We start from the raw sequence: 18,981 nt of genomic DNA, 5'->3' as shown, positions 1-18,981 counted from the left end.
GGTTCGCCCAGCGATTATTGCAGCAAGCGAAATCGATTAATGAGCCGGCACGTGTTGATGGCGGCTCGCCACATCGTTAGCCTGTCGCGATGCAAAACCATTCCACACGCGACGGCAGCCGCCTGACCGCTGCCCGCAGGCGCGTCACGCGCGTCCCGCCTTCCTGACCGGCAGCATTCCGCCTCCCGAAGCCCGCCACGGCTTCGTGCATTCGATCGAGCAGCACGTCGCACGCGTCGGCCCCCTCTACCGGGCCGCGTCGCGCGCGCCGTGCTTCCTCCCGTTCAGCAGCCGCGCCGTCCGTGCGTCGCTTTCGCGCGCGCGTGCGTGGCCGCGTGCGGCCGCGCGTGCCCGCCGCAACGGGTCGCATCCGTTCCGCCCCTTACGTCCATTACGTCCCTTACGCAGGAAACCCATGTCCTCTCCGTCCACTACAGCCCCGCTATCGGGCGGCCGCCTCGCGATCGGCACGATCGCGGTATCGCTCGCGATGTTCATGAACGTGCTCGACTCGTCGATCGCGAACGTCGCCATTCCGACGATCTCGGGCGACCTCGGCGTGTCGGTCGACGAAGGCACGTGGGTGATCACGATCTTCGCGGCCGCGAACGCGGTGTCGATTCCGTTGACCGGCTGGCTCACGCAGCGCTTCGGCCAGGTGCGCCTGTTCGTCACGTCGATCCTGCTGTTCGTGTTCGCGTCGTGGCTGTGCGGGATCGCGCCGAACCTGCCGACGCTGCTCGCCGCACGGATCCTGCAGGGCGCGGTCGCCGGGCCGCTCGCGCCGCTGTCGCAGGCGCTGCTGCTCGGCGCGTGGCCGCGGCAGAAATCGTCGAGCGCACTGGCGCTGTGGTCGATGACGGCGCTCGTCGGCCCGATCGCGGGGCCGTCGCTCGGCGGCTGGATCACGTACGACTACAACTGGTCGTGGATCTTCTACATCAACATCCCGGTCGGCTTCTTCGCGGCCGCCGTCACGTGGATCGTGTTCCGCGACCGCGAATCGGCCACGAAACGCATGCCGATCGATACGATCGGCCTGTTGCTGCTCGTGCTGTGGGTCGCGTCGCTGCAGATCATGCTCGACAAGGGCAAGGATCTCGACTGGTTCAACTCGCCGGTCGTGGTCGCGCTCGGCATCGTCGCGCTGATCGGCTTCGCGTTCTTCCTCGTGTGGGAGCTTCACGAGGCGAACCCGATCGTCGACCTGCGGCTATTCACGCAGCGCAATTTCGCGGGCGGCACGATCGCGATCTCGGTCGCGTACGGGATGTTCTTCGGCACGCTGGTGCTGCTGCCGCAGTGGATGCAGGGCTATCTCGGCTACCGCGCGGTCGATTCCGGGCTCGCCACCGCGCCGCTCGGCGTGTTCGCGATCCTGCTCACGCCGGTCATGGGGCGCCTGCTGCCGCGCACCGATCCGCGCTACATCGCGACACTCGCGTTCGTCGGCTTCGCGGTCGTGTTCATGATGCGCACGACCTTCTACACCGACGTGTCGCGCTGGGATCTCGTGCTGCCGACGCTGCTGCAGGGCATCCCGATGGCGATGTTCTTCGTGCCGCTGACGTCGATCATCCTGTCCGGGCTGCCGCCGGAGAAGATCCCGGCCGCCGCCGGCCTGTCGAATTTCGGCCGCACGTTTTGCGGCGCGGTGGGCACGTCGCTGATCAGCAACGCATGGAACGACCGCACGATCCTGCATCACGTGCGGCTCACCGAACAGGCGAGCGTCACCAATCCGGTCTTCGCGCAGCAGGTCGACACGACGCGCTCGCTGCTGCACCTCGGCCCCGATTCGGCACTCGCGTTCTTCAACGCGTCGGTCGATTCGCAGGCGGCCGTGATGGGGTTGAACGACATCTTCTACGTGTCGGCGATCATCTTCATCGCGATCATTCCGCTCATCTGGATCACGAAACCGAAGCGCTCCGGCGGCGGCGATGCCGATGCGGCGGCGGCCGGCGCGCATTGACCCGAGTGCGCGACGGTCGGGCCCCGTCCTGCACGCGCCGGGGCTCGCGCCGTCACACGCCGACGTAATAAAGACTTGCAATCGATACACGAGGAAACGTCAACAGCCGGTGCCCGCTCCGCGTTTTTTGGACAAGCGCCCACGATCCGGAGCGCAACGACAGGAGAACACACCATGCGAGCCCTGACCCGCCATCTCGCGATTGCCGCGACCCTGATGTCGGTGCTGACCGGTACCGCGTTCGCCGATACGCCGTGGCAACAGGCGCATCCGCGCCGCGAAGCGGTCAACCAGCGCCTCGCCAACCAGAATCGCCGGATCCATCACGAAGTGAAGGAAGGCGAGATGTCGCACGCCGAAGCTGCGCGCCTGCACCGTGACGACCGCAAGATCCGCCGGGAAGAGCGGGACATGGCTGCGCAGGATCACAGCCACATCACGAAGAGCGAAAAGCACGTGCTGAACCAGCAGGAAAATGCGGTCAGCCACCAGATCGGCCAATAAGATCGACAACACCGGCAAGTGCCCATTCGCCGTCACCTGAAACGCCCGCTGCCGCGATGCGGTAGCGGGTGCTTGTTGTGTATCGAATCGTTTCAACGCGCCAACGGCTTCAAACGCTGCGGGTATACTCCGTCGTCAGCCGCCTGTCGCATCGTCATCCGTCAAAAACGGCCCGATTCCGGGCGGTTTCGTCGCGAAGCTTCGCGTTTCGCCTCCCCCGCGCCCCAGCCTCGATACGAGACCCACGACGACCCATCATGAAACGATTCCTGCTGCTCCTTCCCGCCGCCCTGCTCGCCGCCTGCGGTTCCGCGCCCTCGTCCGACCCGGGCTCCGCCTCCGGTGCAGCGCCGATGATCTACGTGTCGTCGCAACGTCCGGCCTACGCGGTCGCCAACTGCCTCGACAGCCGCCTGTCGGGCACCGAGCAATCGCAGCACAACGGCGTGACCGACATCGCGGTCGGCTCGAACTCGTACTTCGTCACGTTGACGCCGTCGGGCAACGGTTCGGTCATCAAGGTCGTGCGCGGCTCGGGCAACGAGCCGGCCGAGGAAGCGATGCGCTTCGCGATCGCGCGCTGCGCGATCTGATTCGAACCCGCCGACGCCGGGCGCCCGCCCGGCTCGCGGCTGCGCGCCACCCCGTCGGCGCGCACGCCGAATATTTTCATCCGGGCAGCCGTCGATGAGAGAATCGCACCCACGATTCCCTTTCAACGGAGCCCGCATGAAGCACCTGCTGTCCCGCCTGTTCGTCAGCGCCGCGCTCGTCGCGCTTGTTCCGGCACTGCCGGCGCAGGCGGCCACGCCGCCCGGCATCTTCGTCGTCGCGACGCAGCTCGGCGAATTCACGACCCTCGACCCGAGCGGGATCTACGAGCTGGTGCCGTCCGAATACGTCGCGAACACCTACGAACGCCTGGTGCGCGTCGACCTGAAGGACCCGACACGCTTCGACGGGCAGATCGCGCAATCGTGGACGGTCGGCGCCGACGGCGTGACCTACACGTTCAAGCTGCGCCCCGGCCTCACGTTCCACTCCGGCAACCCGGTGACCGCCGACGACGTCGCGTGGTCGCTGCAGCGCACCATCCTGCTCGACAAGGGGCCGGCCGGCGTGCTCGCCGATCTCGGCCTCACGAAGGCGAACGTGATGCAGAAGGTGCGCGTGGTCGATCCGCAGACCGTCGTGCTCGAAACCGACCGCAAGTACGCGCCGAGCTTCGTGCTCAACGTGCTGAGCGCGTGCCCGGCATCGGTCTTCGACAAGAAGCTGCTGCTGTCGCATCAGCAAGGCAACGATTTCGGCAGCGCCTGGCTGCGGACCAACGACGCGGGTTCGGGCCCGTACCAGCTCGTCAAGTGGACGCCCAACGAGACCATCGTGCTGCAGCGCTTCGAGAAATACCGCACGCCGTACCCGATGAAGCGCGTCGTGCTGCGCCACGTGCCCGAAGCATCCGCGCAACGGCTGCTGCTGGAGAACGGCGACGCCGACGCCGCGCGCAACCTGAGCCCCGACAGCCTCGCCGCGCTGACGAAGGCCGGCAAGATCAAGGTCACGTCGTGGCCGGTGTCCGCGCTGCTGTACCTGAGCCTGAACACGAAGAACCCGAACCTCGCGAAACCCGAGGTGCAGCAGGCGATGAAATGGCTCGTCGACTACGACGGCATCCAGCGCAACATCGTCAGCACGACCTACAAGGTGCATGAAACCTTCCTGCCCGAAGGCTTCCTCGGTGCGTCGAACGCGCGGCCGTACAAGCAGGACGTCGCGAAGGCGAAGGCGCTACTGGCCAAGGCCGGCTTGCCGAACGGCTTCGACGTGACGATGGACATGCCGAACGACTATCCGTACCTCGAGATCGCGCAGGCGCTGCAGGCGAACTTCGCGCAAGGCGGCATCCGCGTGAAGCTGATTCCGGGCGATGCGAAGCAGGCGATCGGCAAGTATCGCGCGCGCCAGCACGACATCTTCATCGGTGAATGGTCGCCCGACTACATGGACCCGAACAGCAATGCGCGCGGCTTCGCGTGGAATCCGGACAACTCCGACCAGTCGCCGACCAAGATGCTCGCGTGGCGCAACAGCTGGGACATTCCGCAACTGACGAAGGACACCGAGGCCGCGCTCGTCGAGCCGTCGCCCGCGAAGCGCGCGCAGCGCTACGAAGCGCTGCAGAAGGCCGTGCTCGCGAATTCGCCGTTCATCATCATGTTCGAGAAGGTCGTGCAGGTCGCGACGCGCCCCGGCGCGACCGGGCCGGAAATCGGGCCGATCAACGACCTCGTGTCATACCGCACGCTCGCGAAGTAATCGGGGCTGCCCGCGCGGCCGGCCCTGCCGGCGCGCGGGTAATCGCCGCCACCGCCGCGCCCGCGCTAGGGCGAGGGGCGGCCGGCGATCTACAATGGCCGGCACCGCGGGGGCCGGCGGGTCCCGGCGCTGGCAACCACCACCGAATCCGGTTCGCGAAGGAAAACAGGATGCGCACGCTACAACAACTGAGAATGGCGTTTCTGCAGTACCAGATCGAACCGATCGGCTGGCTCGGCGACAGCCCTTCCCGCTTCGACTTCTATACGGAAACGGCGACCGGGTGCGACACCATCCTCGAGCTCGGCGTGTTCACCGGGCTGACCACGACGGCCTTCATGCTCGCGCAACCCAAGCGCCTCGTGTCAGTCGACATCTCCGACGAGCACTTCCGGATCCGGCATGAACTGGAGCAGGCCGCGAAAGACCTGTCGGTCGACTTCGAATTCAGGATCGCCGACGATCTGGCGATGGAGCCGCTGGCATCCGACCTGCTGTTCATCGACACCACGCACACGTACGAGCAGACGCTCGCCGAACTGAACCGCTTCGGCCCGCTGGTGCGCAAGAAGATCGTGCTGCACGACATGACCACGGCAGGCGTATATCAAGCCGTGTTCCAGTGGCTGTGGGACAACAAGCAGTTTCATATTACGTATCACGACAGCCGCGGCTGCGGCGCGGTCGTCTGCGAGCGCCACGTCGGCTACTGAGCCGGGCACGCACACCGGGGAAAGAACATGCATTCGAGCGAGCACGCGGTCTGCGTGGCGATCAACGACAACAACCGCGCGTGGTACGAAATGCTCGTGCCGTTCCTGCTGTCGCTACGGCACACCGGCTACGACGGCCGGATCGCGGTGATCGGCTACGGCCTCTCCGAACGCAAGCGGCAGATCCTGGCGAGCCAGGCGGTCGACGTGATCGAGGCATCGGGCGCGTATGCGCTGCCGGTCGGCCGCTTCATCGAGGCCGCCGAGTATTGCGCTCGCCACCCGCAGATCCGCAAGCTCGCGCTGTACGACGCCGACATCTGGTTCTGCGCACCGGGGTTCGACCTGTTCTCGCAGATCGGCGACGACCGGATCCACGCGTGCCCCGACCCGCTGTTCTGCACGTTCGTCGTCACGCCGCTGATCGGCGAGCGGCGCGACCATCACTGGCGTCTCGTCGTCGACGAAGTCTCCGCGCGCCACGGCGGCGCCTTGCAGGCCGGGCTCGTGGCCGGGACCGCCGATGCCTGGACACGCTATGCCCACCACCTGCGCGACTGCATCGCCCGCATCGGCACCGATTTCCAGGAATGCTTCGGAATCGATACGACCTTCCTGCACCTGTGGGGCGCACAGGGTGAAACGGCGCTGCTCGATCCGGTCCAGAACTTCGTCAGCAAGTACGGCATTCACGAAGCGTTCGATGCCAGCACCGGCACGACGACGCTCCGGTATCACGGCGAGCCGATCCGCGCGCTGCACATGACCGGCGATATCCGCTTCCTCGACCGGTGGCGCTACTACCCGAACCACACCGACGCCGCGCTGCGCGACGGCATGCCGTTCGCGCTGTCGGACGGCACGCCGGCGCAATCCGACACGGTTGCCGCGCGCATCGCGGCGACCGGCTACGTCCGCTCGGCCGGGCGCGGCAATCGAGGAAAGCACCGGCGCCTACCTGCAGGCGATCGACGAACCCGGCGGCACGATGCTGATCGGCAGCGGAAACCACGAAATCGTGCTCACCGCGACCCGCGACATCGCGCGGCTGAACGTCTACGTCACGCATCCGTCCGGCTCGCCGTCGCCGCTGCTGTGCGAGGTGCTGGTCGACGGGCAGGCGCAACGCAAGGGCACCGAGCTGATGGCGCATTTCTGGTATCAGGTCGCGGCCGGCACCGTCATCACGCTGCGCTCGACGAGCCTCGGCGGCCAGCAATGCAACGTGATCTGGCGGCTTCGCGAGGCGCCGGACATGCAGCAGTAGGCGGCCGGCCCGCGGCCGTTCAATTGAAGGCCGCCCACACCAGGTACGCATTCAACCCGACGATCACGACCGTCGCCGCGCCGGCGACGATCCGCAGCGGCGGCCGCATCGCGTAGGCGCCCATCACGTCCGTGCGCGCCGACAGCAACAGCAGCGCGATCATCGGCAGCGGCAGCACGAAACTCAGCACGACCTGGCTCGCGACCATCGCACGCGTGACATCGCAGCCGAGCGCGACCACCGCGAACGCCGGCACGACCGTCACCGCGCGCCGCACCCAGACCGGCATGCGGCGGTGGATGAAGCCCTGCATCACGACCTGCCCGGCCATCGTGCCGACCACCGAACTCGACACGCCCGACGTCAGCAGCGCGACGAGAAACAGCGCGCCGGCCGCCGGCCCGAGCACCGGGATCAGCGTGTGATACGCGTCGCCGATGTCGGTCATGCCCGGCGCGCTCGCGTGAAACGCCGACGACGCCATCATCACCATCGCGAGATTCACGAACCCGGCCAGCCCGAGCGCGACGACGACCTCGCGATTCGAGAAGCGCACGAGCCGCCGCCGCTCCGCGTCGTCGCGCGGCGCGGTGCGATCCTGCGTGAGACCCGAATGCAGATACAGCGTGTGCGGCATGATCGTCGCGCCGATGATCCCCACCGCGATCGTCAGCGCCGCGTGATCCGGAATCTGCGGGACGATCAGGTGGAACGCGGCCGCATGCCAGTCCTGCGGCGCGATCAGCAACTCGCCGAGATAGCACGCGCCGATCACGCCGACCAGCGCCGCGATCGCGGCTTCCAGCGGCCGGAAGCCGCGCTTTTCGAGCGCGAGGATCGCGCCGGTCGCGAGCGCCGTCGCGATCATCCCCGCGAACAGCGACAGGTGGCACAACAGCCCGAATGCGAGCGCGCCGCCGAGGAATTCGGCGAGGTCGGTCGCCATCGCGGCGATCTCGGCCGCGACCCACATGCCCCACACGACCGGCGCGGGAAAGCGGTCGCGGCACAGCTCCGCGAGATTGCGGCCGGTCACGATGCCGAGCTTCGCGGACATCGCCTGGAACAGCATCGCGATCGCGTTCGCGGCCAGCACGACCCACAGCAGCCGGTAGCCGTACGCGGCGCCGGCCTGGATGTTGGTCGCGAAGTTGCCGGGATCCATGTAGCCGATCGACGCGATCACGGCCGGGCCGACGAACGGCAGCAGCGCGGCGACGCCGGTGCGGCGCCCTTCCAGCGCGGCGCGCGCCGCGCCATCGGGGTGCGCGGTGGACAGGTCGGGCAGCGCGAAGCCGCCGGCACGTTTGCTCGTGACGGGAATCATGGTGAGGTTCCGTTCGAATGAGGAAGGATTTCTGAAGTTCGGGCGCCGTGGCCGGCATGCCGCCTGCCGGCCGAGGCGGCGGCGTTACAGCGGCACGACGTCGGGACGGTTGCGCGGAAACTGCGCGATCACGTCCGGCGCGACGTTCAGGTGCGCTTCGACGAGCTGCGGCGGCGTATGCGCGAGCCAGTCGGACAGCGACACTTCCGCATAGCGGTCGGTCTTGAAGATCTCGAGAAACACCAGGTCGGTGCTGCCGGTGTTCTGCACGTAGTGTCCGAGGCTTTTCTTCACGTAGCCGACGTCGCCCGCGCGGAAGTCGGCCGTCTGCGCCTTCGGCCCCGTGTCGAACACGGTCATCCGTGCGTCGCCCTGCAGGTAGTACTGCCATTCGTCCGCGTTCGGGTGCCAGTGCAGCTCGCGCATGCCGCCCGGATGCACGGTGACGAGCGCCGCTGCGACCGTGGTCGACACGTTGAAGTTCGTGCTGTCCGCGATCCGCACTTCGCCGCCGCGGGTCTTCCTGACCGGCTTCATGTCGCCGAGCGAGAAGATGAACGGATGCGGCGGCGCCCCGGCCGACGACGCCGACGCGCGCTGGGCTTCCGCCAGCGGGCCCGGTTCGTCGCCCTGGAAGATCCACAGGTTGTCGAGCGGAATGTTCCTGAACGCGTCGGCCGGCACGCCGAAGTTGAGCGCAAGCACGTCGGGCGGCGTGTGCGCGATCCAGTCGGTCAGCAGCAGCGTGTTGAATTCGGACGCGCGGCCGTTATCGAACGCGAGCAGGAATTCGGCGCCGTCGGTGCCGAGGCCCTGCAGCGAATGCGGCAGACCGGGTGGGAAATACCAGAGATCGCCGGTTTTCACGTCCTGCACCGATGGCCTGCCGAGTTCGTCGAGTACCGTGATCCGGCAGCGGCCGTCGAGCATGATGGCCCACTCGGCCTGCTGGTGCCAGTGCATCTCGCGAATGCCGCCACGCGTGAGGCGCATGTTGACGCCGGAAATGGTTTCGGAAATCGCAAAATCGTCCTGCGTGACTTCACGTGCCCATCCGCCATTTTGAATGCGTTTATGGGCGTTATTGAATGACGCCCAGAATAATGGCATCCCATTGATATCGGTAGCCGGCGGATCCTGAAAGGACGGGAATTGATTGGCGATTGCCGGGTTTTGGGGCCCCGGGTCGGTCAGGCTCTGGCGGTTGCGCGCATTCACCGCGCCTTCCGGCGGGCGGTCCGGATTACCGAACGAAGCAGCCTTGGCCGATACGGCGATACCCGCCGCGGCAATGGCGCCGGCCGTTCCAGCCAGCATCTTGCGTCGAGAAAGATTCGTCATGATTTCCTCTTCATGCCTGCGATTGTGCGAATTTCCATTTACGGAACACATGCCGTTTTTCGGATTATCGAAAATCGAACATCCCGTGACGCAAGTTAAATCCATATTCATCTAAAAATTAAATGAATTATTAACCTGAATTGATGAGTTAACCTGATTCGCTTTAATTTTGTAATGATTGAGGCGTGATGAGATGCGGGGTGCAGGCGGCCGATGCCGATGAATCGGTCGTGTCAGGTGGAGGTGGAAATGCGACCGGGCGCAGCGGCGACGCCTGGATTGGCGACAGGAAGAGGATGAAATGTGTCACGCACGATCGCGATGCAGCGCAATCGCTATGCATCACTGATCATCTGGACGAAAGCGTGCGAATGCGAATACGACGAACGCCGGGTAACCCGTCCGGGATGCGCTTCATTCCCGCGGCATTTCGTCGAGCCGTTGCGCGGCGAACTGCAGTCCGCCCAGAATGCGTTCCGCGACCCGCGTCTGAAAACCGGCGGGCAGCGCCGCACCGACAGATTCGATCACCTGCGGCGTCATGGCGATGAGCCGCTCGACGATCGGCGTCGCGATATCACCGAGCAGACAGTGTTCGGCCATCGCGCTGAAGTGCCGCCGCGTAATGTCGCGCATCGCGTAGTGCTTGCGTTTGCCGTGCACGGCCATCGCCAGCTTCGCCTTGTGCCATGACCACTGGTTCGCGCCGTCGCCTTCGACCGGCCAGATCGACATCACATCGTAGAGGGGCGTAAGGCGAAAGCGGCCGCCCGGCAGCAGGCGCAGACTGAAATTCTTCGCATGCCCGTCCGGCGCCGCGAGCATCCAGAAAACGATCAGCGCCGCGAACAGTGTGTCGAGGTCTTCCCGCGCCGTTTCCGAACGGCGCAGGAGACCTGCCAGGTCGGGCACGCCGGGGCCGCCGTGCGACTCGTACTTCAGGTGAGGCGGCACGCCGAGCGCCTGGCAGAAATCCTCCTGCGGCAACCGCAACAGCCACCCGCCGTCGCGATGCAACGCGCGATCGAAACGCTCGACCGACAGCACCTTGTACGCGCCGAATTGCACGATTTCCGCATTGGCGGCCGGCAAGCCGAAGGCGCGCAGGATCGCAAGACACAGCCACTCGTTCTCGACTGAAGCCGTGAGGTCGGCCCGCTTGTTGCCAACGAGGCCGAGCGGCAACTTGAGAATGTGCGTCGTCGGCGTCGCGCCATGCGGGCGCATCCATCGCCCGTCGTGAAACAGCAGCGCGGTCTTTTCCTGTGCACCGGCCAGCGACAGCCGGAAATCGTCGTCGTCTCCGGCCGCGACCGCCACGCCGCTGGCCTGGTCGAGCACACGTGCAACGTCGTCGTCCGACAACGGCGCGCCGTCGATACGATCCAGGCCGGTCGGCACGTCGTCTTCGCCGAGCAATTGCACCGCCCCGACGCAGTCACGACCGAGCGCGGCGAGAAGATCGAACGGCTCGGTCGTCGCTATGCCGAACCTTGCCGCCAAGCGGCGCCGAATGACGTCGCTGTCCGGAAGCAGGTTGTCGAAGTAGTGATTGATGCGTTCACCGCGCAGCGGCGCGTCGCCGACACCAAACGGCAACGACAGCGACAACGGGCGGCCGACGCTCGACTGCTTCCAGCCTGCGTCGTACAGCAGTTCCATGTCGCCGCGCGCGGGAATCCGCCAGGTGCCGACCCTCTGGCCATTTGCCCAGATCGACAATGCGCGAGTATGCGATTTGCGTCCCATCGCTTACCACTCGACGTCGACGGAGCCGCGCCCGTCCTTCGTGCGGATGCTGAGCTCGAGACCGTACAACGCGGTCAGTTCGAGCAACTGGCTAAGCGACAGGCTTTCGGTACGCGTGGATTCGAGCAACGACAGGCGCGACTGGCCCACGCCGATCCGCATCGCTGCTTCGGCCTGCGTCAGGCCCTTGGCCTGACGCGCGGACGACAGAATCTCGCCCAGTTGCGCGGGCGTGTTGACGATGAAATTCACGGTGTGGATCCCTGGAGACAATAAACGCAGTATATTCCTGACAGGCATAAACGCAAATTATTCCTGTCAGGCATAAACGCAAAATATGCCTGTCAGGAATAATCCACCGCCATGCTCACGCCCCCTTTCGCCCCCTATCACCTATCCTCACACCATAGTTTTTATCCGCTGGCGCGGATGATTTTGGCTTTGTTAGATGGATGACATTCGATCACCAGACGACAACAATCTAACAGCCGATGACCTGCGCGTTTGCCCGAACCGTCGAATCCCGCTATGCCGAGCTGACGCCGACCGCCAAGCGCATCGCGAGCTACATGCTCGCGAACCTCGACCGGCTCGGGCTCGAGACGGCCGACCAGATCGCGCAGCAGGCCGGCACCAGCGGCATCTCGGTCGGGCGATTCCTGCGCAGCGTCGGCTACCGCAACCTCGACGACCTGAAGCGCGAACTGCGCGGCGGCGGCGACCGCCCGTGGATGATCACCGACCGGCTCGACGAATACCGCCGCGTCGCCGGCACGCATGCGGCCGAACCCCACGAGAACGGCCGCGAGGGGCCGCTCGCGTCGTCGCTCGAGCGCGAGCTCGATGCGATCCGCCACGTGTACCGGCTCGCCGAAGGCCCGGTGTTCGCGCAGGTGGCCGACCGGATCGCGCAGGCGGACGCCGTGTTCATCCTCGGCATCCAGTCGACGCGCGGGATCAGCAACGCATTCAGCAGCTACCTCGAATACCTGCGCCCGCGCGTGTTCTATTCGGACGGCCAGTCGGGCTCGTACGTCGATTCGCTGAACTCCGAATTCGAGCGGCCGTACTGCATCGTCACCGATACACGCGCGTATTCGCGCAGCGCGCGCCGCTATTGCCAGGCGGCCGCCGAGCGCGGGCAGCCGTTCGCGCTGGTCACCGATCTCTCGTGCCCGTGGGCGCGCGACTGGCCGGCCGACCTGCTGCAGGTGAAGACCGACGTCGGCCAGTTCTGGGATTCGCTCGCGCCGCTCACCTGCCTGTTCAACCTGCTGATCACGGCCGTGGTCGACCGCCTCGGCCCCGCGATCGACCGGCGCGTCGCGCGCAACCGCGAACTGCAGCGCACGTTCGATCAATTCGAATCCTGAATGCGAGTGCCTTCCGAACCGCCGATGAACGCTCACCGCCTCGTTGAAATCACGTCCGCCACGCATCGCGTCGACATCGATCTCGTCTACGCGACCGACCGCAACCTGACCGGCAAGCCGATCTACCGCCGCGCGCATTGCCTGCTGCTGGCGCCGGCCGAAGCCGCGCTGCGCCGCGCGGTGACCATCGCGGCGCAAGCCGGCTTCACGCTGCGCATCTACGACGCGTACCGGCCGCCGCAAGCGCAGCAGGTGCTGTGGGATTTCCTGCCCGATCCGAACTTCATCGCCGATCTCGGCCGCGGCTCGAATCACAGCCGCGGCACCGCGCTCGACCTGACGCTCGTCGGCGCGGACGGCGAGCCGCTCGACATGGGCACCGGCTTCGACGAGATGGTCGCCGCCTCCGGTCACTTCCACGCGGGGCTGCCCGAAGCCGTTCAGCGCAACCGCCTGCTGCTGCTCGGCGTGATGCACGCGGCCGGCTTCGCGCACATCGACAGCGAGTGGTGGCACTACGAATTGCCGGGCTCGCACGCGCTGCCGCAGATCGACAATGCCGACAGCGGCTCGTGGCACCTGATGTGATGGCCCGACGTATTTCCCTCACCGTTCACGTTCGACGACTTCAACGATCTCAACGACAGATGGAGCGCACATGAAATTGCTGACATCCCGGCTCGTCGCGGCGCTGGCCGCCGCGTCCGTTCTCGCCGCCGTTCCGCTTTCCGCCGCGCGCGCGGAAACGCCGAAGGACATGTTCGTGATGGCCACGCTGCTCGACGAATTCACGACGCTGGACCCGGGCGAGATCTACGAGCTGGTGCCCGAGGAATACGTCGCGAACACGTACGACCGGCTCGTGCGCGTCGATCTGCGCGATCCGTCGAAATTCAACGGCGACGTCGCGCAGTCGTGGACGGTGAGCACCGACGGGCTGACCTACACGTTCAAGCTGCGCCCCGGCCTCAAGTTCCACTCGGGCAACCCGCTGACGGCCGACGACGTCGCCTGGTCGATCCAGCGCGCGGTGCTGCTCGACAAGGGGCCGGCCGCCGTGCTGACCGGCATCGGGCTCACGAAGGCGAACGTCGTCGCCAACGTGAAGAAGCTCGACGACCTGACGGTATCGGTCACGACCGACCAGAAGTACGCCCCGACCTTCGTGCTGAACGTGCTCGGCTCGTGGCCTGCATCGGTGGTCGACAAGAAGCTGCTGCTGTCGCACCAGCAGGGCAACGATTTCGGCAACGCCTGGCTGAAGACCAACGAAGCCGGCTCCGGCGGCTACAAGCTCGTGAAATGGACGGCCGGCGACAGCGTCGTGCTGCAACGCTTCGATGGCTACCGTCTGCCGCTCGCGATGAAGCGCATCGTGCTGCGCCATGTGCCCGAAGCGGCAAGCCAGCGCCTGCTGTTGGAAAACGGCGACGTCGACGCGGCGCGCGACCTGAGCCCTGACGATCTGGCGTCAGTCGTGAAATCCGGCAAGGCGAAGGTGTCGGCCTCGCCGCAGGCGACGCTGCTGTATCTCGGCCTGAACACGAAGAACCCGACGCTCGCGAAACCGGAGGTACAGGAAGCGCTGAAATGGCTGGTCGACTATGCGGGCATCCAGGGCAACGTGGTGAAGACGACCTACAAGGTGCACCAGACCTTCCTGCCCGAAGGCTTCCTCGGCACGCTGAACGCGAACCCGTACAAGCTCGACGTCGTGAAGGCGAAGGCGCTGCTCGCGAAGGCCGGCGTGCCGAACGGCTTTTCGGTGACGATGGACGTGCGCAACGACTATCCGTACACCGAAATCGCGCAGGCCGTGCAGGCGAACTTCGCGCAGGCCGGCATCAAGGTGCAGCTGATCCCCGGCGACAACAAGCAGACGCTCGCGAAATACCGCGCGCGCCAGCACGACATCTACATCGGCGAATGGTCGGCCGACTACATCGACCCGCACAGCAACGCGCAGGGTTTTGCATGGAACCCGGACAATTCCGACAAGTCGAGCTATAAAATGCTGGCCTGGCGCAACAGCTGGGACATTCCGCAACTGACGAAGGAGACCGACACCGCGCTCGCCGAACCGACCGCCGCGAAACGCGCGCAACGGTATCAGGCGATGCAGAAGGAGATGCTCGCGCGCTCGCCGTTCGTGATCATGTTCGAGAAAGTCGCGCAGGTCGCGACGCGGCCCGGCGTGAGCGGGCTCGACGTCGGGCCGATCAACGATCTCGTGTCGTACCGCAACCTGAAGAAGCAATAAGATTCGCCGCATGTCGACACCCGCCTCCTCCCTCGAAGCACTGCGCACGCTGCCCGCGCGGCGCCCGGCCGTGCGCTGGGCCCTGCGCGTGCTGCGCTGGGCGCTCACGCTCGCCGTCACGTTCGCGGGGCTGCTCGCGCTGACGTTCGTGATCGGCCGCAAGGTGCCGATCGACCCCGTGCTCGCGATCCTCGGCGATCGCGCGTCGGCCGACGCGTATGCGGCCGAGCGCATCGCGCTCGGCCTCGACAAGCCGCTCGCCACGCAATTCCTGATCTATGCGCGCGACGTGCTGCACGGCAATCTCGGCATGTCGCTGCTGACCGCGAACCCCGTGCTCGACGACATCAGGCGCGTGTTCCCGGCCACGCTCGAACTGGCGACGATCGCGACGCTGATCGGCATCGCGATCGGCGTGCGGCTCGGCGTCGCGGCCGCCGTGAAGCACAACCGGCCGATCGACCACGTCGCGCGCTTCGTCGGGCTGATCGGCAATTCGGTGCCGGTGTTCTGGCTCGGGCTGATGGGGCTGCTGCTGTTCTACGCGCGGCTGCACTGGGTCGGCGGGCCCGGCCGGCTCGATCCCGTGTACGACGGGATGGTCGACACGCGCACCGGCAGCCTGCTGATCGACGCGGCGCTCGCGGGCGAGTGGGACGTGTTCCGCAACGCGGTGTCGCACATCGCGCTGCCGGCCGCGATCCTCGGCTACTACTCGGTCGCGTACCTGAGCCGGATGACGCGCTCGTTCATGCTCGACCAGTTGAGCCAGGAATACATCGTCACCGCGCGCGCGAAGGGCTTGTCGGAGCGGCGCGTGATCTGGCGGCATGCGTTCGGCAACATCATGGTGCCGCTGCTCACCGTGATCGCGCTCACGTACAGCAACCTGCTCGAAGGCTCGGTGCTGACCGAGATCGTGTTCGCGTGGCCCGGGCTCGGCTCGTACCTGACCGGCGCGCTGCTGAACGCCGACATGAACGCGGTGCTCGGCGCGACGCTCGTGATCGGCGCGATGTTCATCATCGTCAACCTGCTGACCGACGCGCTGTACCGCGTGTTCGATCCGCGTGCGCGCTGAGGGCCGACCCGACATGACCGCTTCCCCCCTGCTTCTTTCATCGCCCATGCCGAAGGTCGTCCAGTCATGAATGCCGAGCGTCTCACCCTGCGTGCGTGGCTGCTCTCCGACGCGCCCGCATCGCGCTCGCAGGCCGCACTCGGCCTCGCGTACCGGCGCTGGCGTCGTTTCGCCGCGAATCCGCTCAACCTGTTCGGGCTCGCGATCCTCGTCGCGCTGATCGTCGTCGCGATCGTCGGCCCGCTGATCATGCCGCACGATCCGCTGCGCCAGGTGCTGTCCGACCGGCTGCTGCCGCCCGGCTCGCCGTCGCACTGGCTCGGCACCGACCAGCTCGGCCGCGACATCCTTTCGCGGCTGATTGCCGGTTCGCGCCTCACGCTCGGCATCGCCATCCTCGTCGTCGTGATCGTCGTGCCGATCGGCCTCCTGATCGGCACGACGGCCGGCTATTGCGGCGGCTTCGTCGACAGCGTGCTGATGCGCATCACCGACATCGCGCTCGCGTTCCCGAAAATCGTGCTCGCGCTCGCGTTCGCCGCCGCGCTCGGGCCGGGCGTGATCAACGCGGTCGTCGCGATCTCGATCACCGCGTGGCCCGCGTATGCGCGGCTCGCGCGGGCGGAGACGATCCGCATCGCGCAGGCCGACTTCATCCACGCCGCGCGCCTGCAGGGTGCGTCGGGCCCGCGCATCCTGCTGCGCTACATCATGCCGCTGTGCATGTCGTCGGTGATCGTGCGCGCGACGCTCGACATGGCCGGCATCATCCTGACCGTCGCGGGCCTCGGCTTCCTCGGCCTCGGCGCGCAGCCGCCGAGCCCCGAGTGGGGCTTCATGGTCGCGTCGGGCCGCAACGTGCTGCTCGACGCGTGGTGGGTCGCGACGCTGCCCGGCTGCGCGATCCTGCTCGTGAGCCTCGCGTTCAACCTGCTCGGCGACGGGCTGCGCGACGTCTTCGATCCCCGCCATGGAGCGTGACATGCCGATGAATCCCGCCCCCTCGCCCGCGCCGCTCTGCGAGATCGACGGCCTGAAGATCGGCTTTCGCGGCCACGACGGCACCGTCACCGACGCCGTGCGCGACCTGTCGCTGACGCTCGCGCCCGGCGAACGGCTCGGCATCGTCGGTGAATCGGGCTCCGGCAAGTCGCTGACGGGCCGCGCGCTGCTCGGCCTGCTGCCCGATGCCGCGCGCTGGTCGGCCCGCACGATGCGCTTCGCGGGCCACGACCTGCTCGCGATGCCGCCGGGCGAACGCCGGCGGCTGTGCGGCAGCCAGATGGGCATGATCCTGCAGGACCCGAAATATTCGCTGAACCCGGTGATGACGGTCGCGAAGCAGATGGGCGAGGCGTTCCGGCTGCACGAGCCGGGCCTGCGCGGTCGCGCGCTGCGCGAACGGATCGTCGACGCGCTCGCGGCCGTGCAGATCCGCGACCCCGCACGCGTCGCCGATGCGTATCCGCACGAGTTGTCGGGCGGCATGGGCCAGCGCGTGATGATCGCGATGATGGTGTCGACCGGCCCGCGCCTGCTGATCGCCGACGAGCCGACGTCCGCGCTCGACGTCGCCGTGTCGATGCAGGTGCTCGCCGTGCTCGACGCGATGATCGCGCGACACGACACGGGCCTGATGTTCATCAGCCACGACCTGCCGCTCGTGATGTCGTTCTGCGATCGCGTCGCGGTGATGTACGCGGGCCGCGTGGTCGAAACCTGCGCCGCGCGCGACCTGCGCGACGCATCCCATCCCTATACGCGCGGGCTGCTCGCGGCGAACCCGCCGCTCGCGAACCCGCCGGACGAACTGCCCGTGCTGCGGCGCGATCCGGCGTGGCTCGAGCCCGCGTCGCCTGCCGGCACGCCCGCCGATCGACAGGAGGCCGCACGATGATCGACGTCGATCACGCATCGATCCGTTTCCCGACCCGCACGGGTCACGTCGACGCCGTGCGCAACGCGAGCTTCGCGGTGCGCGACGGCGAGGTGTTCGGGCTCGTCGGCGAATCGGGTTCCGGCAAGTCGACGCTGCTGCGCGCGCTGACGGGCCTCGTGCCCCTCGCGTCCGGCAGCCTGTCGATCGACGGCCGGCCGGTGGGCGGCACGCCCGATCGCGCCTTTCGCCGTCACGTGCAGATGGTGTTTCAGGATCCGTATGCGTCGCTGCATCCGCGCTTCACGGTCGACCAGACGCTGCGCGAGCCGCTGTCGATCCATGGCATCGGCGACGCCGATGCACGCATCGCCCGCGCGCTGTCCGAGGTCGGCCTCGGCCCCGCGTTCCGGTTCCGCTATCCGCACCAGCTGTCGGGCGGCCAGCGGCAGCGCGTCGCAATCGCGCGCGCGCTGATCGTCGAGCCGCGCGTGCTGCTGCTCGACGAGCCGACGTCCGCGCTCGACGTATCGGTGCAGGCGGAGATCCTGAACCTGTTGCGCCGCCTGCATCTCGAACGCAACCTGACGATGATCCTCGTCAGCCACAACCTCGCGGTGGTCGGCTTCCTGTGCCAGCGCGTCGCGGTGATGCAGCATGGCCAGATCGTCGAGCAACTCCGGATCGAGGACGTGCGCGCCGGGCAGGTGGCGCGCGACTACACGCGCACGCTGCTGAACGCGACCGAAGGCTACCGCCGTCTCGACCCGGTGGCGGGCGCGCCGGCGGCCTGACATCTGCGCGCCGTGCCGGCATGCGATACTCGGCACGCCACGCGGCGGCCTGCCGCGCATGGAACCCTTGTGCGCTGCACGGGTCAACTTTCTTTCGTCAACAGCTCATCCGCAATAGGGAGGCGTTCATGCTGCAATTCATCGAAACCCTGGTCGTCGGGCTCATCGTCGGCCTCCTCGCCCGCGCGCTCAAGCCCGGCGACGACAAGATGGGCATCCTGATGACCATCGTGCTCGGCGTTGTCGGCTCGCTGGTCGCCGGCTACGTCGGCCGCGCCGCCGGCTGGTACGCACCGGGCCAGGGCGCGGGCTGGATCGCGTCGATCATCGGCGCGATCGTGCTGCTCGTGGTCGTCGGCGCGGTACGCAAGCGCACGGCCTGAACGACGCACGTTCCGCTTC

At 66.9% G+C, this 18,981-nt stretch carries 18 protein-coding genes; 14 read left to right on the top strand and 4 right to left on the bottom strand.

Annotated elements, in window-relative coordinates:
• Positions 1-415 precede the first annotated feature (415 nt).
• The 6 genes from CFB45_RS21310 to CFB45_RS21285 all read left to right on the top strand — a co-directional run bounded on the left by CFB45_RS21310 (position 416) and on the right by CFB45_RS21285 (position 6,894).
• Positions 416-1,975, top strand: coding sequence for a DHA2 family efflux MFS transporter permease subunit (locus tag CFB45_RS21310; protein WP_089427242.1), 1,560 nt, complete (start codon positions 416-418; stop codon positions 1,973-1,975).
• Between the two features lie 174 nt (positions 1,976-2,149).
• Positions 2,150-2,479, top strand: a complete 330-nt coding sequence (locus CFB45_RS21305; RefSeq protein WP_089427241.1) for a hypothetical protein — start codon at positions 2,150-2,152, stop codon at positions 2,477-2,479.
• 257 nt (positions 2,480-2,736) lie between these two features.
• Positions 2,737-3,072: a sugar ABC transporter ATPase gene (locus tag CFB45_RS21300; protein ID WP_089427240.1), complete on the top strand. Its 336-nt coding sequence runs from the start codon at positions 2,737-2,739 to the stop codon at positions 3,070-3,072.
• Between the two features lie 136 nt (positions 3,073-3,208).
• Positions 3,209-4,798 carry an ABC transporter substrate-binding protein gene (locus CFB45_RS21295; RefSeq protein ID WP_089427239.1) on the top strand — a complete coding sequence of 530 codons (1,590 nt, stop codon included), beginning with the start codon at positions 3,209-3,211 and terminating at the stop codon, positions 4,796-4,798.
• Positions 4,799-4,968: 170 nt separating this feature from the next.
• On the top strand, positions 4,969-5,511 hold the full coding sequence (locus CFB45_RS21290; RefSeq protein WP_144025216.1) for a class I SAM-dependent methyltransferase: 543 nt from the start codon (positions 4,969-4,971) through the stop codon (positions 5,509-5,511).
• Between the two features lie 27 nt (positions 5,512-5,538).
• Positions 5,539-6,894: a hypothetical protein gene (locus CFB45_RS21285; RefSeq protein ID WP_256978299.1), complete on the top strand. Its 1,356-nt coding sequence runs from the start codon at positions 5,539-5,541 to the stop codon at positions 6,892-6,894.
• Here CFB45_RS21285 and CFB45_RS21280 read toward each other — a convergent pair.
• The 4 genes from CFB45_RS21280 to CFB45_RS21265 all read right to left on the bottom strand — a co-directional run bounded on the left by CFB45_RS21280 (position 6,798) and on the right by CFB45_RS21265 (position 11,447).
• Complete coding sequence (locus tag CFB45_RS21280; RefSeq protein ID WP_089427237.1) at positions 6,798-8,105, bottom strand: Nramp family divalent metal transporter; 1,308 nt, start codon at positions 8,103-8,105, stop codon at positions 6,798-6,800. The two genes, CFB45_RS21285 and CFB45_RS21280, sit on opposite strands and share 97 nt — an antisense overlap.
• Before the next feature lie 84 nt (positions 8,106-8,189).
• Positions 8,190-9,446, bottom strand: coding sequence for an oxalate decarboxylase family bicupin (locus CFB45_RS21275; protein ID WP_089427236.1), 1,257 nt, complete (start codon positions 9,444-9,446; stop codon positions 8,190-8,192).
• 414 nt (positions 9,447-9,860) lie between these two features.
• Positions 9,861-11,195, bottom strand: coding sequence for a type II toxin-antitoxin system HipA family toxin (locus tag CFB45_RS21270; RefSeq protein ID WP_089427235.1), 1,335 nt, complete (start codon positions 11,193-11,195; stop codon positions 9,861-9,863).
• 3 nt (positions 11,196-11,198) lie between these two features.
• Positions 11,199-11,447, bottom strand: a complete 249-nt coding sequence (locus CFB45_RS21265) for a helix-turn-helix domain-containing protein (RefSeq protein ID WP_089427234.1) — start codon at positions 11,445-11,447, stop codon at positions 11,199-11,201.
• A gap of 239 nt (positions 11,448-11,686) precedes the next feature.
• Between CFB45_RS21265 and sapR the strand changes: the two genes are divergently transcribed.
• The 8 genes from sapR to CFB45_RS21225 all read left to right on the top strand — a co-directional run bounded on the left by sapR (position 11,687) and on the right by CFB45_RS21225 (position 18,962).
• Positions 11,687-12,568, top strand: coding sequence for a sap1 transcriptional regulator SapR (sapR, locus tag CFB45_RS21260; RefSeq protein WP_089427233.1), 882 nt, complete (start codon positions 11,687-11,689; stop codon positions 12,566-12,568).
• 24 nt (positions 12,569-12,592) lie between these two features.
• A complete protein-coding gene (gene ddpX / locus CFB45_RS21255) occupies positions 12,593-13,156 on the top strand; it encodes a D-alanyl-D-alanine dipeptidase (protein WP_089429074.1) in 564 nt (187 codons plus the stop codon).
• 70 nt (positions 13,157-13,226) lie between these two features.
• Positions 13,227-14,828 carry an ABC transporter substrate-binding protein gene (locus CFB45_RS21250; RefSeq protein ID WP_089427232.1) on the top strand — a complete coding sequence of 534 codons (1,602 nt, stop codon included), beginning with the start codon at positions 13,227-13,229 and terminating at the stop codon, positions 14,826-14,828.
• Positions 14,829-14,838: 10 nt separating this feature from the next.
• On the top strand, positions 14,839-15,909 hold the full coding sequence (locus CFB45_RS21245) for an ABC transporter permease (protein ID WP_089427231.1): 1,071 nt from the start codon (positions 14,839-14,841) through the stop codon (positions 15,907-15,909).
• A gap of 66 nt (positions 15,910-15,975) precedes the next feature.
• The gene (gene nikC, locus CFB45_RS21240; protein WP_069251831.1) at positions 15,976-16,890 is read left to right on the top strand and encodes a nickel transporter permease; all 915 of its coding nucleotides are present in this window, start codon (positions 15,976-15,978) and stop codon (positions 16,888-16,890) included.
• Between the two features lies 1 nt (position 16,891).
• A complete protein-coding gene (locus CFB45_RS21235; protein ID WP_089427230.1) occupies positions 16,892-17,806 on the top strand; it encodes an ABC transporter ATP-binding protein in 915 nt (304 codons plus the stop codon).
• On the top strand, positions 17,803-18,579 hold the full coding sequence (locus tag CFB45_RS21230; RefSeq protein WP_089427229.1) for an ABC transporter ATP-binding protein: 777 nt from the start codon (positions 17,803-17,805) through the stop codon (positions 18,577-18,579). Before CFB45_RS21235 ends, CFB45_RS21230 begins: the two co-directional genes overlap by 4 nt.
• Before the next feature lie 128 nt (positions 18,580-18,707).
• Positions 18,708-18,962 carry a GlsB/YeaQ/YmgE family stress response membrane protein gene (locus CFB45_RS21225; RefSeq protein WP_089427228.1) on the top strand — a complete coding sequence of 85 codons (255 nt, stop codon included), beginning with the start codon at positions 18,708-18,710 and terminating at the stop codon, positions 18,960-18,962.
• The last annotated feature ends 19 nt before the right edge of the window (positions 18,963-18,981 follow it).

The organism is Burkholderia sp. HI2500 (assembly GCF_002223055.1).
In the GTDB taxonomy this organism is placed as follows: Bacteria; Pseudomonadota; Gammaproteobacteria; order Burkholderiales; family Burkholderiaceae; genus Burkholderia.
Note: the sequence above shows the minus strand (reverse complement) of the source record. Positions and strands in the feature narration are given on the sequence as shown.

Coding starts and splice junctions, on each gene's coding strand:
- CFB45_RS21310 (WP_089427242.1), top strand. CDS start 416: ATGTCCTCTCCGTCCACTACAGCCCCGCTATCGGGCGGCCGCCTCGCG.
- CFB45_RS21305 (WP_089427241.1), top strand. CDS start 2,150: ATGCGAGCCCTGACCCGCCATCTCGCGATTGCCGCGACCCTGATGTCG.
- CFB45_RS21300 (WP_089427240.1), top strand. CDS start 2,737: ATGAAACGATTCCTGCTGCTCCTTCCCGCCGCCCTGCTCGCCGCCTGC.
- CFB45_RS21295 (WP_089427239.1), top strand. CDS start 3,209: ATGAAGCACCTGCTGTCCCGCCTGTTCGTCAGCGCCGCGCTCGTCGCG.
- CFB45_RS21290 (WP_144025216.1), top strand. CDS start 4,969: ATGCGCACGCTACAACAACTGAGAATGGCGTTTCTGCAGTACCAGATC.
- CFB45_RS21285 (WP_256978299.1), top strand. CDS start 5,539: ATGCATTCGAGCGAGCACGCGGTCTGCGTGGCGATCAACGACAACAAC.
- CFB45_RS21280 (WP_089427237.1), bottom strand. CDS start 8,105: ATGATTCCCGTCACGAGCAAACGTGCCGGCGGCTTCGCGCTGCCCGAC.
- CFB45_RS21275 (WP_089427236.1), bottom strand. CDS start 9,446: ATGACGAATCTTTCTCGACGCAAGATGCTGGCTGGAACGGCCGGCGCC.
- CFB45_RS21270 (WP_089427235.1), bottom strand. CDS start 11,195: ATGGGACGCAAATCGCATACTCGCGCATTGTCGATCTGGGCAAATGGC.
- sapR (WP_089427233.1), top strand. CDS start 11,687: ATGACCTGCGCGTTTGCCCGAACCGTCGAATCCCGCTATGCCGAGCTG.
- ddpX (WP_089429074.1), top strand. CDS start 12,593: ATGAACGCTCACCGCCTCGTTGAAATCACGTCCGCCACGCATCGCGTC.
- CFB45_RS21250 (WP_089427232.1), top strand. CDS start 13,227: ATGAAATTGCTGACATCCCGGCTCGTCGCGGCGCTGGCCGCCGCGTCC.
- CFB45_RS21245 (WP_089427231.1), top strand. CDS start 14,839: ATGTCGACACCCGCCTCCTCCCTCGAAGCACTGCGCACGCTGCCCGCG.
- nikC (WP_069251831.1), top strand. CDS start 15,976: ATGAATGCCGAGCGTCTCACCCTGCGTGCGTGGCTGCTCTCCGACGCG.
- CFB45_RS21235 (WP_089427230.1), top strand. CDS start 16,892: ATGCCGATGAATCCCGCCCCCTCGCCCGCGCCGCTCTGCGAGATCGAC.
- CFB45_RS21230 (WP_089427229.1), top strand. CDS start 17,803: ATGATCGACGTCGATCACGCATCGATCCGTTTCCCGACCCGCACGGGT.
- CFB45_RS21225 (WP_089427228.1), top strand. CDS start 18,708: ATGCTGCAATTCATCGAAACCCTGGTCGTCGGGCTCATCGTCGGCCTC.